11 protein-coding genes are annotated in these 13191 nt (G+C 31.5%); 4 read left to right on the plus strand and 7 right to left on the minus strand.

Translation table 11 applies throughout. The annotated features are described in order from the left end of the window. Positions 1-47 precede the first annotated feature (47 nt). A complete protein-coding gene (locus D6200_RS10985) occupies positions 48-1910 on the plus strand; it encodes an ABC-F family ATP-binding cassette domain-containing protein (protein ID WP_073182337.1) in 1863 nt (620 codons plus the stop codon). A 7-nt stretch (positions 1911-1917) separates the two neighbouring features. Here the strand turns inward: D6200_RS10985 and D6200_RS10990 are convergent, their stop codons facing one another. Next, complete coding sequence (locus D6200_RS10990; RefSeq protein ID WP_073182336.1) at positions 1918-2634, minus strand: 3'-5' exonuclease; 717 nt, start codon at positions 2632-2634, stop codon at positions 1918-1920. Beyond that, positions 2624-4381 carry a DUF4153 domain-containing protein gene (locus tag D6200_RS10995; RefSeq protein ID WP_073182335.1) on the minus strand — a complete coding sequence of 586 codons (1758 nt, stop codon included), beginning with the start codon at positions 4379-4381 and terminating at the stop codon, positions 2624-2626. Before D6200_RS10995 ends, D6200_RS10990 begins: the two co-directional genes overlap by 11 nt. A gap of 172 nt (positions 4382-4553) precedes the next feature. On the opposite strand from D6200_RS10995, the gene D6200_RS11000 reads away from it, so the two are divergent. After that, a complete protein-coding gene (locus D6200_RS11000) occupies positions 4554-5252 on the plus strand; it encodes a response regulator transcription factor (protein WP_047788022.1) in 699 nt (232 codons plus the stop codon). A gap of 145 nt (positions 5253-5397) precedes the next feature. Then, positions 5398-6444, plus strand: coding sequence for a sensor histidine kinase (locus D6200_RS11005; RefSeq protein ID WP_073182334.1), 1047 nt, complete (start codon positions 5398-5400; stop codon positions 6442-6444). 39 nt (positions 6445-6483) lie between these two features. Here the strand turns inward: D6200_RS11005 and purD are convergent, their stop codons facing one another. From purD to rnpA, 4 genes are all read right to left on the minus strand, one after another. Continuing rightward, a complete protein-coding gene (gene purD, locus D6200_RS11010) occupies positions 6484-7758 on the minus strand; it encodes a phosphoribosylamine--glycine ligase (protein ID WP_073182333.1) in 1275 nt (424 codons plus the stop codon). A gap of 150 nt (positions 7759-7908) precedes the next feature. Then, positions 7909-9588: a DUF6909 family protein gene (locus tag D6200_RS11015; protein ID WP_047788019.1), complete on the minus strand. Its 1680-nt coding sequence runs from the start codon at positions 9586-9588 to the stop codon at positions 7909-7911. A gap of 40 nt (positions 9589-9628) precedes the next feature. Then, on the minus strand, positions 9629-11254 hold the full coding sequence (locus D6200_RS11020) for a S41 family peptidase (protein WP_073182332.1): 1626 nt from the start codon (positions 11252-11254) through the stop codon (positions 9629-9631). Beyond that, the gene (gene rnpA / locus D6200_RS11025; RefSeq protein ID WP_231128366.1) at positions 11244-11663 is read right to left on the minus strand and encodes a ribonuclease P protein component; all 420 of its coding nucleotides are present in this window, start codon (positions 11661-11663) and stop codon (positions 11244-11246) included. Before rnpA ends, D6200_RS11020 begins: the two co-directional genes overlap by 11 nt. Before the next feature lie 111 nt (positions 11664-11774). Between rnpA and D6200_RS11030 the strand changes: the two genes are divergently transcribed. After that, complete coding sequence (locus tag D6200_RS11030; RefSeq protein ID WP_047788017.1) at positions 11775-12953, plus strand: acyl-CoA dehydrogenase family protein; 1179 nt, start codon at positions 11775-11777, stop codon at positions 12951-12953. A gap of 84 nt (positions 12954-13037) precedes the next feature. Here the strand turns inward: D6200_RS11030 and D6200_RS15525 are convergent, their stop codons facing one another. Next, on the minus strand, positions 13038-13172 hold the full coding sequence (locus D6200_RS15525) for a hypothetical protein (RefSeq protein WP_255724753.1): 135 nt from the start codon (positions 13170-13172) through the stop codon (positions 13038-13040). Positions 13173-13191: the final 19 nt, after the last annotated feature.

Consider the following 13191-nt stretch of genomic DNA (forward strand, 5'->3'; position numbering starts at 1 on the left):
CGAGCAATTGCTCGGGTTTTTTGTTTCTTTGCATAAAATTATAGAGAATGAATTACCTATCAGTAGAAAACATAGCAAAATCGTATGGTGAAAAGGTCTTATTTGAAGATATTTCTTTCGGAATTAATAAAGATCAAAAAATAGCCTTTGTTGCTAAAAATGGTAGCGGAAAAACCTCTATTTTAAATATTATTGCTGGAAAGGATACACCAGATGAAGGACAAGTTATAAGTAGGAAAGGAATTAATATTGCTTATTTGGCGCAAGATGATGACTTGAATCTAGATTTAACCATTGAAGAAACGATTTTTTCTACAGAAAACACTATTCTTCCAATTATTCAGCAATACGAAAAAGCATTGCAAAATCCTGATGATGCAGAAGCATATCAAAAGGCATTTGAATTGATGGAGCAACACAATGCATGGGATTTCGAAACACAATACAAACAAATTTTATTCAAGTTAAAACTTGATGATTTATCACAAAAAGTAGGAAATCTTTCTGGAGGACAAAAGAAGCGATTGTCGTTAGCTATTATTCTAATTAATAAACCAGATTTATTAATACTAGATGAGCCAACTAACCATTTAGATTTAGAAATGATTGAATGGTTAGAAGCCTTTTTTGCGAAAGAAAAAATTACGTTGTTTATGGTTACGCACGACCGTTATTTTTTAGAGCGTGTGTGTAATGAGATTATTGAATTAGACAACGGAAAACTATATAAATACAAAGGAAACTATTCCTACTATCTTCAAAATAAAGAAGAACGAATGGCTTTAGAAGCCACAAATTTAAGTAAAGCTAAAAGCTTATTTAAAAAAGAGTTGGATTGGATGCGTCGTCAACCAAAAGCCCGTACAACCAAATCTAAATCACGTATTGACGACTTTTTTGAAATAAAAAAGAAAGCACATCAACGTAGAAAAGAACACGAAGTTCAGTTAGAAATTAACATGGAGCGTTTAGGAAGCAAAATTGTAGAGCTTCATAAATTAAAAAAGAACTTTGGAGATAAAGTTATTTTAGATGGATTTGATTACGTTTTTAAAAGAGGAGAACGTATAGGAATTATTGGGAAAAACGGAACAGGAAAATCTTCTTTCTTAAATATGTTAACAGGTAAAATTCCTGTTGATGGTGGAAAAGTAATTGTAGGTGAAACGGTAAAGTTTGGGTACTACACTCAAAAAGGAATCCAAATAAAAGAAGGGCAAAAAGTAATAGAAGTCATCAAAGAATTTGGAGAAGAAATTCCGTTAACTAAAGGAAGAAGAATTTCTGCAGCTCAATTATTAGAACGTTTTTTATTCGACCGAAAAAAACAACACGATTTTGTTGAAAAGTTAAGTGGAGGAGAGCAAAAGCGTTTGTATTTATGTGCGGTGTTAATTCAAAACCCTAACTTTTTAATTCTTGATGAGCCTACCAACGATTTAGATGTAGTAACGTTAAATGTGTTAGAAAGCTTCTTATTGGATTATCCCGGAAACTTAATGGTAGTATCGCACGACCGTTATTTTATGGATAAGATAGTTGACGGTTTATTTGTTTTTAAAGGAAATGGAGAAGTAGAGAATTTTCCAGGAAATTACTCAGATTACAGAGCATATGAAAGCTCTTTACCATCAGAACCTAAAGAAGAAAAGAAAGTAGCTGAAAAGCAAGAAAAAACACCACAGAAAGGGAAGTTAAGTTATAACGAAAAACGAGAGTTTGGTCAATTAGAAGTAGATATTGAAAAGTTGCAAAAAAAGAAAGCAAAATTAGAATCGCAATTTACCAACGGAGAAATAGCGATGGACGATATCAATGAAAAATCACTCGAATTACAAGAAGTTATAGATAGTTTAGAGGAAAAAGAAGAACGTTGGTTTGAGCTTTCCATGAAACTGGAAGGAGAATAGGTTGAAATTACACTTTTATAATATCAATTTCCTCCACCAAAGGCTTATTTAAAAACCGCAATAAAAGTTGAGCTACCGCTACGGTATCTCGTTCACAATACTCAACAATACGCGATAGGTTTTTTTCTTGGTAATATACATTAGCAACTTCACTTCCATCGATATCTTGCTTGGGTGATGGAATTCCTAAAATAGCAGTCAGTAATTTTAAAGAAGTGTAGTGCTTATAATCGCCAAATTTCCATAAATCCATCGTATCTAAATGCGGAACCTCCCAGGGTTTTTTACCAAATAAATTGAGTTTATTAGGCAATTCAATTTGATTGATAATCATACGTCGTGCGATATACGGAAAGTCAAATTCTTTACCGTTGTGTGCACATAAAAGGTGGTTTGGGTGATTAAAGTGTGTGTCTAACAAATTTTTAAAATCAACCAAAATTTTGTGTTCATTATCACCATAAAAAGAGGTAACTCGAAGTTGGTTTTCACCTTTACGTTCTACAAAATACCCGACTGAAATACAGATTATTTTCCCAAACTCAGCCCAAATACCAGCTCGATGGTAAAACTCTTCAGGAGTAAATTCATCTTTACGTTGATATTGTGTTTTTAAAGCATACAACTCTTTCATTTCAGGAGATAAATCAGCAAACAATTCTACTTCAGGAACGGTTTCAATATCTAAAAACAAGATGTTTTGTAAGTTGATTTTATTCAGCATTTTTTTCTTTGATTAAGGCGTAAATATCAGCGTTAGATAAATAATTTTCGGTAGCACCATCATCTATTTTTGACAAGCTAATACTTTTGAAAATAAACTTTACACTTAGTGTTTTAAAATGCTGTTCAATAGTCATTAAATTAGGTGATATATTATGGTTTTTTTGTTGAGCCTTAAGTTTTTTTATCATTTCAGAACAATTAACTTTCCCTATTAAGATCTCATTTTTAGTTATTTCAACAATATTTGATTCTTTACTTAAAGAAAAATGATATCCATTTATAGAATTTTGTTTTTTATATCTGTTGATATAAAGTTTCTTTAAAATATCGTAGTTTTTAATGTTAATAGCATTATTTTCATCAATACTATAGTAATGATTTGTATAGGGATGAGTTACATTATCAGTTACTTTTATATCTAAACTATCCATTAATCTATTTTGTAATTGCCAACGACTATCAGTTTTAAAAGTTGTTTTTGGGTTATAACCTAAGATGTTCTTTACTTTATGCAATTCATGTTTATTGTTTAAGTATCTAATAATAGAACGAAGTTGATTTTTCTTTTCAAACGTGGTAGAAAAGTTATCTTTTTTAATATCAGTATATACCTTTTCAAATCGAAGAAGTTGACTTTTAGTTGATACCGAAAAAACGCCCCAAAACCCAAAAGAAACTAGAAAAGTAATAAGAGCCAAACTAAAAGGAAATATCTTAATTTTTTTACGTTTACTAAAAAGTATGTAGAGGCACATGGCTAAAATCCAACAAGCTAAAACAAATACGAAATAACGGTTTTCGGTGATACCATATTCATTAATACGTCTAAAAATAGCAACAAAAAGTAAAACAATTAACGGTAATAATAAATAATAAAACCATGGATAAAACTTTTTAATTGTACGAGAATTTATAGTTTTTTGAATAGGATTGATAAGTATTTGAACAATAAATCCTAAGAAAGAAAGAGCAATAACTAAATAAGAAACCCATCCTTTAGGCAAGTTCCAGTTGATTACTATTTTTAAACTATAGGCGTATAAAATGATGAGGTATAAAATTACTAGCGGAATTAAGATGTACTTAACCAATACCTCTAAAGCTTTGGTGTAGTTAATAGCAAGTTGATTATGAACATCTTTTGGAAAATCAGAAAGATAAATCCAGGTATTTATAATTCCTATACAAAACACAAAAACCTGAAAAAAACGTTCTCCTTTAAAATCAATAGCAAACAAATGTTTAATAGCCAGAAGTGCTAATACAATTCCTAAATATAAAACCAGAGAGAAAAAAAGACTTCTAACTAAGGCTATAAAAAGGGATTTTAAATAATTAAAATACGCAGATTTATTCCAACTGAATATGAAAGGAGTTACCATTACAAGTAAATGCCCAGTTATGAAGTAAAGAACAAAACGAATGATTGAGTTTTGATGAATTTCAAAACCATCAACCTCAATACTAATATAGAACAGGCTTAGAAAACCTAAAGTTAGTAAGAATATCCAAGTTTTATCTTTTTTAAATTGTTCTTCAAAAAAACGAGTTGCAATCAACCAACTAACTCCTAAGATAAAAATTAAAATAACCTTGCCGTAAAAAACACTATCAAAAGTATTAGTTTCAATTGTAAATAACGTAAATAAGGTACCTACAATTGCCCAGAACAATGTTATAGGGAATCGCTTAAAGGTATTTTTAGCTCTGGAAGTAATTTCCCCAAGAGAAGAAATGATTTTCATAGTAAACAATTTGTATAAAGATACAAAAACGACAAAAAATGAAAAACAAAAGATTTCTTGTATTTCTTTTAAGCAAAAGTTTAGTAAATATTAAATGAACGTTAAGTTAAGCATGCATATAAAGGGTTTATTTTTTTATGATTACTTTTGAGTAACACAATAAAAATGAATAATGAACACTAGCGACATTAAAATTTTACTAGTTGATGATGAACCAGATATCTTAGAAATTGTAGGATACAATTTAAAATCAGAAGGATATCAGGTTTTTACTGCAAATAATGGTGCAGAAGCTGTTAAAACAGCAAAAAAAGTAACTCCACATTTAATTTTATTAGATATTATGATGCCTGAGATGGATGGTATCGAAGCGTGTGAAAAAATTAGAAACGTAAAATCTCTCGAAGACGTTATAATTTCTTTTTTAACCGCTAGAGGAGAAGACTACTCGCAAGTAGCAGGTTTTGACGCTGGAGCAGACGACTACATAACTAAACCAGTAAAGCCAAAAGTACTTATAAGTAAGGTTAAATCGTTATTACGTCGTTTAAAGACAGAAGAAAAAGCAGATACTACTACAAAAATTGGAGATATAGTCATCAATAGAGATGAATATGTAGTTTTTAAAGGAGAAGAAAAAATATCTTTACCAAGAAAAGAATTTGAATTATTCTCTTTATTAACTTCAAAACCAGGAAAAGTATTTAAAAGAGAAGTTATTTTAGACAGTGTTTGGGGAAATGAAGTAGTTGTAGGGGGGAGAACTATAGATGTACACATACGTAAACTCCGAGAGAAAATAGGAGATCACTATTTTAAAACAGTAAAAGGAGTTGGATACAAGTTTGTGCTAGACGAAACAGACAAATAATTTTTAAACTCAAAAATTAATAAGTAGATTGCTAGCTAGCAATCTATTTTTTTATCATGAAATGAGCTATAATAATTCTTGATATTATGCAAGATAACTATTAGCGAATTACATCTGATATTTAAAAACAATAGAAAATAAACAGATGAAAAAAATAAAAAAAACATATAACTACGCACTTTGGTCGGCTTTATACTCAACATTATTATCTATAATTATAGCAGTATTATCGTATTTATTTTTATTAAATAGCTTAGGAGTAATAACCATTGTAATTTTTGGTATTGCAATGTTTATCATCTCTTTTTTCGTAATTCAATATAGAGCAGAACACTTTATTTATCAACGAGTAAAAAAGATGTATGAAGATATCTCTATTTTAGATGTGAATGACTTAAAAAGAAATAAAGTAACTACAGATATAGAAGCGTTAACCAAAAGTGTACAAGAATATGTAGAAGGTAAGAGTGAAGAAATTGCTAGTTTAACACAACGAGATTCATTTCGTCGAGACTTCTTAGGTAATGTTGCTCATGAGTTAAAAACGCCACTTTTTACCGTACAAGGCTATATTTTAACCCTTATTGAAGGAGCTGCTGAAGACAAAGAAATTCTTGAAAAATATTTAGAAAGAGCTAATAAAGGAGTGGAAAGATTAACCTCAATTGTGAAAGATTTAGATATGATTGCTAAGTTAGAAACAGAGGGAATGAAAATGAATATGCAAACTTTTAACATTATTGAGCTAATTCAAAACGTATTTGACTTGTTTGAAATGAAAGCAAAAAAGAGAAATATTACATTGCGTTTTGACCGTGTGTATGACTTTCCGCATTTGGTAAAAGGTGATGTTGAGCGAATAGAACAAGTGTTAATTAACCTTGTTGTAAATTCTATTAAATATGGTAGAGTGGGAGGAATTACTACTGTAAGTGTTGAACCCTATAATCAGCATAAGCTTATCATTAAAATAAATGATAATGGTGAAGGAATAAAGCAAGAACACCTTTCACGTTTATTTGAGCGTTTTTATCGTGTAGATCAAAGCAGGTCTCGTGAACAAGGAGGGTCTGGATTAGGACTTTCTATTGTTAAGCATATTATTGAAGCACATAATGAAACAATTCTTTTAAAGAGTGTACATGGTCAAGGTTCTGAATTCTCGTTTACGCTAGAAAAAGCAATGAAATAAAAAAAGGAGTTGACTATCAACTCCTTTTTTTATTGTTATTTATTTTAAATCGAACCCAATATCTTTTCGATAATTCATTTTATCAAAAGTTATTTTATCAATGTTTTTGTATGATTTTTCTAAGGCTTCTTCCATAGAATCTCCAAAAGAAGTAATTGCCATAACACGTCCACCACTAGTAACTACTTTACCATCTTTTAAAGTAGTTCCTGCATGAAAAACAATAGAATCTTCCACAGTATTAAAACCTGTAATTTCTTTTCCTTTTTCGTAAGCTTCAGGATATCCACCAGAAACTAACATAACGGTAGTTGCTGTTTGTGGAGTAACCTCATATGATTTTTCTCCTAAAGTTTGTGTTGCAACTCCTTCAAATAAATCGACTAAATCTGATTGTATACGAGGTAATACTACTTCTGTTTCAGGATCTCCCATACGAACGTTGTATTCAACAACAGATGGATTTCCATTATCATTCATCAATCCGATAAAAATAAATCCTCTATAATCAATTCCGTCTTTTTGCAAACCGTCTATCGTTGGTTTAACGATTAATTCTTCCACTTTCGTTAAAAAATCACCCGTTGCAAAAGGAACAGGAGAAATAGCGCCCATACCACCTGTATTTAGACCTGTATCACCTTCTCCAATACGTTTGTAATCTTTAGCAGAAGGTAAAATTTTATAATTTTTTCCATCAGTTAAAACGAAAACAGATAATTCAATTCCCTTTAAAAATTCTTCAATTACTACAGTTGATGAAGCGCTTCCAAATTTTTGATTAGAAAGCATTTCTTCTAATTCAGCTTTGGCTTCGTCTAAATTATTTAAGATTAAAACTCCTTTTCCAGCAGCTAATCCATCCGCTTTTAATACATAAGGAGCGCCTAAGCTTTCTAAGAATTTTTTTCCTTCAGCTAAGGTTTCAGTAGTAAAAGATTGGTAACGAGCTGTTGGAATGTTGTGTTTTTCCATAAATTGCTTTGAAAAATCTTTACTTCCCTCTAATAAAGCACCATCTTTTTTAGGTCCGATTACAGGAATGTTTTTCAACTCTTCATCTGCTAAGAAAAAGTCGTGAACTCCTTCAACTAAAGGTGCTTCAGGACCTACAACTACCATGTTGATGTCGTGTTGTAAAACGGTTTCTTTTACCTGTGCAAAATCAGTTGGATTAATGGCTACATTTTTAGCAATTGCATCAGTTCCTGCATTACCAGGAGCTACAAAAAGGTTGTTGATTTTCGTGCTTTCTGAAAGTTTTTTAGCAAAGGCGTGTTCTCTACCGCCCGATCCTAAAATTAGAATATTCATTGTGTGTGTTGTTGTATTGTAGGTGCAAATATAAAATAAGAAAAAAGGCTATGAACAAAACCAGTCTTTAAAATTGCATAAAAAAGCATCATTTCATTTGAAATGATGCTTTTTTGTAGTATAACTAAGTTTTTGATAGTCGTTCTATGACTAAAATATTTGTTCTAGTATCTTTTGTGTAATAGCGTAAGTTGGTGTTACTCCACTCATTCCAAGACCTCCAGAAGCAAGTGTAGCACCAGTTTCTAGCGGGTTGTCAGAAGCATAATACGCATAACGTACTTTCACATTTTCTGAAATATTTCCTCTAATTTTCGAGGCAGATTGAATGGCTTTTTGGTAGTGTGCACCTTCCATTTCTAATCCAATTACATCCCAAGTTGAATCGTGGAAGAATCGTAGTAAATCTTTATTTTGTAATGAAGTTCCTAACACAGTAATCATTGCACCATCAAAAACGTGAACACCAAAACCTTCTAAATCTTCTTTTGATAATTCGTTTTTAAATGGATAGTTATCAGCAGTTCCCTCAAAAATATGTGAAGAAGGAATCATAATATCTCCTTTGCCACCTTCTAAAATACCTGCTTTTCCCATGATAGAAACAGATTGAACATCTAAATGAATTTTTTCTCCTTTTGTTTTATAAGGCTTTAACAATTCATCCATAGTTTCAAAAGCCTGTTCACCAAAGGCATAGTCCATCACAATAATTACAGGGTCTTTTCCAATAGAATTAACTTTGTTAAAAGAGTTCGTTTCAAAATTAATTTTTTGGGTATCAATTACCTGAACATTAATGTTAGTCCCAGATGTATCTTTGATATATATCAGTCCGTTTTCGGAAGCATAATTTTTAACGGCAGACTGTAAAGTACTGCTATTAGCATTACTCAATACTTCAAAAAGTTGAAAATCTTTATGTTTTTTAGCTTCTTTTGGTAAAGCATTTTGAGCGTAAATACTATTCATTACACTGTGCATGTTTGCACTAATGATATGGATAGGACGTTCTATTAACTCGTTGTCTAACAATACTTTTTTAATATTGTTAGCCCACATTTCTCCATAATAATGGTGTCCTATTTCTTGAGTTAGAACAGAACTGAATTTAATAGAACGTTTTTGGTCATACAATGTTTCATTAATAGCTAATTTACCTAACCAGTAAATTAGATGGAAAAACCTGTTAGGGTTCTCTTTTGTTGAAAATGTGTTATAAGCATCATATACCTCATCGTAAGTTCTTCCTAAAATATTACCAAGATGTACAACAATTACATCTTTTTCTTCATCCGTAAGTGTTTTATTGTGTATTACAATATCTTCTAATAATAGCCATTCACGAATAAAGCTTTCTCCATTATTAAAAACTACACGGTCTTTAATTTTGTGAGATTCAATAAATAAAAAAGTTAAGTGTGTAAGAATATCGTAAATTTCTGAGCGTCCTCTAGTAATTTCAATATTCATTTGATCTTTATCAATGCGATAGCAATTTCTCCTTCTTTTAGGAGGAACGATAGCCTTAAATTTTGAGTTACGATATCCCTCATCTGCGGTTAAATATATAAACTGACATTCTTCAATTCCTTCAGGTAAGCGTTCAATAACGTATACCAGTCCGTTTAACTCAGTTTTGTTTTCTGCAATAGAACCATAAATTTCTGGACGTAAAGATAATAGTGATTTTCGTAAGGTTTCACCAGAAACACCCATTGGTTTGTAAAAACCGCGACTAAATAAGTGTCGCATTGAAATGTATAAACGCTCAATAGCATTTGTAGATTCTTGGGCTCTTGTACGTTCTTTTAGGATAGGTTTTGACATATGTTTTTAAAGTACAAATATACAAATTATGTTAAAGAAGCTATTTTTTTAAAATACTGCTATATTTTTTAGGATTATTTAGCAAGTTAACAGCATTTTTTATAGTTATATCATTTTTAAATAAATGCTTATACATTCCTTCTTTGTACGCATAACGCTCAATAATTTCATTTTCAATTTCTTTTGATAAAAGATCTTCATTTACCAAAACTTTAGCAACTTTAGCTGCTTTTAATTGTTGGATAATCGCGTTATATTCAGAAGTGATTTTTTTGTTGTTTTCTACTGATTCATATGCTTCTTGGAAAAGCTTTTCTTCTTTAGATACAAAAGCAGTGTCTTTACGAAGTAAATATTCTTTAAAGTTATTGAAATCAGAAGAAGAAAAAGTATAGTTTTCAGTAGATAAATTAGGATTTTGATATGTGAAATCTGTTACAAAATTGAATATTGCTCTTGATTTTAGTAAATCATCTGTTTCTTCTGTTTTTTTAGAAAACTCACTTGTTATATCTGGAGTTACCCCTCCACCATCATATACTTTTCGTCCGTTTTGAGTTGTGAACTCATTAAGAGTAGTATCAGAAAACTTAGGTACTTCACCTGTTTTAGGATCTCTATTGGCATAATCTAATTCTTGAATACAACGTCCGCTTGGGGTGTAATATTTAGAAATTGTTATTTTCATTTGTGTTCCGTAACTCAAATCAAAGTAACGTTGCACCAGTCCTTTTCCAAAAGAACGCTCCCCCATAATTACAGCTCGGTCATAGTCTTGCAAAGCACCTGAAACAATCTCTGAAGCAGAAGCCGATCGACCATTAATTAAAACTACAATAGGAATTTCAGCATCTAAAGGAGCTTTATTTGTTTTATAGGTTCTACTGTTTTTTTGAGTTTTTCCACGAGTATCTACAACTTTCAAGCCTTTAGGAATAAATAAATTGGTAATATTTACTGCATCAAATAAAGAGCCACCAGGATTGTACCTTAAGTCAAAAACCAATTTTTTCATCCCTCTTTTTTTAAGATCACTAAACGCGTTGACAACGCTTTCGGTAGCTTTTTGACTGATAAATCGTGTTAAAACAATATACCCCGTTTCGTTATCAATCATATCGTAAAAAGGGACAGGGTCTAAAATAACTTTGTCAAGTTTAACTGACACACTTTTTGTTTGACCGTTTCTTTCTACCTTTAAAGAAAGCTCTTTTCCTGGTACACCTTTTAGCATTTGTGAAAATTGACTTCTTTCCAAGGAAGCTAATTCTTGTCCGTTTACATTGGTAATAATATCACCTGCTTTTAAGCCAGCTTTATCTGCCGAAAAACCTTTATAAATTTCAGAAACCACAATTCCTCTTTTGGCGTAAAATGTAGAAATACCAATACCTCCATATTCACCTTCACGACGAATACGTGCATCTTCAACATCTTGTTCGTTGTAAAAATTAGTATATGGATCTAAATTTTTAAGGGTGTTTTTTATCGCTTTGTCAGTTAAATCACCAGGGTTGATTTCATCAATATAATTAATGTTCAACTCTTTAAAAAGGTTGTTATAGATTTCTATTTGTTTAGCAATCTCAAAAAAACGAGATTGAAAAGAAAAGAAAAGGGAGATGACTATAAGTGAACCAAAAAAAAGGAGTTTTTTATTTTTCATCTTGAGTAACTTCTGTAATAAATTGTGTTAATAATTTCTTCATTTTATGCTCAATATCGGCATATTTCCATTCATCTCTTGCAAGATAAGAAATCATAAACACATACGGTTTATCTACAGTCTCATAAATAGTATGCTTTTCTTTACGGTAAGTTTCACGAAGTAATCGTTTAATACGATTTCTATCCACCGCTTTTTTAAAATTACGTTTAGGTACAGAAACTCCAACTTGTGCAGGAAACTTAGAGGTATGTTCGGTTTGTACATATACCATTCTTAGTGGAAAAACTTTTATCACTTTTCCCTCTTCATATAGTCTTTCTATGAGCTTTTTGCTTTTTAAGCGCTCCTCTTTTCCTAAAGTAAATCTCATTAGTACAAACATACGCAAACCTGCACGAATAACCATTTTTTTAAGTATTTTTGAAACAATTCTTTTAAGAAATCACATAAAATCAAACCGCGATTAATTTTACACTTCTCTTATACAATTAGTAAAAATTAATTTTAAAACATATTTATGAAGTCTGATTTATTTCAAGCGCCAGATTATTATCAAGTAGACGATTTATTAACTGATGAACATAAACTTATTCGTGATACAGCTCGTGAATGGGTTAAGAAAAACTTGTCTCCAATTATAGAAGAATATGCACAACGTGCTGAGTTTCCAAAGGAATTAATTAACGGATTGGCAGAAGTGGGAGCTTTTGGATCTTATATCCCTGAAGAGTACGGAGGTGCTGGGTTAGACCAAATTTCTTACGGGTTAATTATGCAAGAGCTAGAAAGAGGTGATAGTGGAATTCGATCTACTGCTTCAGTACAGTCTTCTCTTGTTATGGGGCCTATTTATAACTACGGAACGGAAGCTCAACGACAAAAATATTTACCAAAATTAGCTTCTGGTGAATGGATGGGGAGTTTTGGGTTAACAGAACCTAATCATGGTAGTAACCCTGGAGGAATGGAGACTAAGTTTAAAGACATGGGAGACCATTACTTGTTAAATGGAGCAAAGATGTGGATTTCAAATGCACCAATTTGTGATGTAGCAGTTGTATGGGCAAAAAATGAAGAAGGACGTATTCATGGTTTGATAGTAGAACGTGGTATGGAAGGTTTTTCTACACCAGAAACTCACAACAAGTGGTCGTTAAGAGCCTCCATTACTGGGGAGTTAATTTTTGATAATGTAAAAGTTCCAAAAGAAAACTTATTACCTAATAAATCTGGGTTAGGAGCACCATTGTTGTGTCTTGATTCTGCACGTTATGGTATTGCTTGGGGTGCTATTGGTGCTGCAATGGATTGTTACGATACAGCGTTACGCTATGCGAAAGAACGTACACAATTTGGAAAACCAATAGGACAGTTTCAGTTACAACAAAAAAAGCTAGCGGAAATGATTACCGAAATTACCAAAGCACAGTTGTTAACATGGCGATTGGGAGTATTAAAAAATGAGGGTCGTGCAACATCTGCTCAAATATCTATGGCGAAACGAAACAATGTGGACATGGCATTAAAAATAGCACGTGAAGCAAGACAAGTGTTAGGTGCAATGGGTATTTCTGGAGAATACTCAATTATGAGGCATGCAATGAATTTAGAAAGTGTAATAACCTACGAAGGAACGCACGATGTACATTTATTAATCACAGGATTGGATATCACAGGATTAAACGCATTCAAATAAAAAGAAGAAGAAGCACTCAAACGTTAAACCACTAACACATTATTAAAGAGTGCTTCTTCAATCAACTATTAAAACTAAATTTACCTACTCTTTCTTCTTGCCACCATTAACAAGAATTAAAAGAGCGGTTATTAAACCTATACAAACCAAACCGAAAATAACCATCATAATGGTTCCGTTTGTCCAAGATACCATTGGGATGTTCATTAATTGTACCATTTCTTCTTATACTTTACTG

Source organism: Tenacibaculum mesophilum (genome assembly GCF_003867075.1).
GTDB classification, from domain to species: Bacteria; Bacteroidota; Bacteroidia; order Flavobacteriales; family Flavobacteriaceae; genus Polaribacter; species Polaribacter mesophilus.

Bases quoted from the DNA above. Each gene is read 5' to 3' on its own strand.
- D6200_RS11020 (WP_073182332.1), bottom strand. From the start codon at position 11,254: ATGAAAAATAAAAAACTCCTTTTTTTTGGTTCACTTATAGTCATCTCC.
- D6200_RS11015 (WP_047788019.1), bottom strand. From the start codon at position 9,588: ATGTCAAAACCTATCCTAAAAGAACGTACAAGAGCCCAAGAATCTACA.
- D6200_RS11030 (WP_047788017.1), top strand. From the start codon at position 11,775: ATGAAGTCTGATTTATTTCAAGCGCCAGATTATTATCAAGTAGACGAT.
- D6200_RS10995 (WP_073182335.1), bottom strand. From the start codon at position 4,381: ATGAAAATCATTTCTTCTCTTGGGGAAATTACTTCCAGAGCTAAAAAT.
- purD (WP_073182333.1), bottom strand. From the start codon at position 7,758: ATGAATATTCTAATTTTAGGATCGGGCGGTAGAGAACACGCCTTTGCT.
- D6200_RS11005 (WP_073182334.1), top strand. From the start codon at position 5,398: ATGAAAAAAATAAAAAAAACATATAACTACGCACTTTGGTCGGCTTTA.
- D6200_RS10990 (WP_073182336.1), bottom strand. From the start codon at position 2,634: ATGCTGAATAAAATCAACTTACAAAACATCTTGTTTTTAGATATTGAA.
- D6200_RS11000 (WP_047788022.1), top strand. From the start codon at position 4,554: ATGAACACTAGCGACATTAAAATTTTACTAGTTGATGATGAACCAGAT.
- D6200_RS10985 (WP_073182337.1), top strand. From the start codon at position 48: ATGAATTACCTATCAGTAGAAAACATAGCAAAATCGTATGGTGAAAAG.
- D6200_RS15525 (WP_255724753.1), bottom strand. From the start codon at position 13,172: ATGGTACAATTAATGAACATCCCAATGGTATCTTGGACAAACGGAACC.
- rnpA (WP_231128366.1), bottom strand. From the start codon at position 11,663: ATGGTTATTCGTGCAGGTTTGCGTATGTTTGTACTAATGAGATTTACT.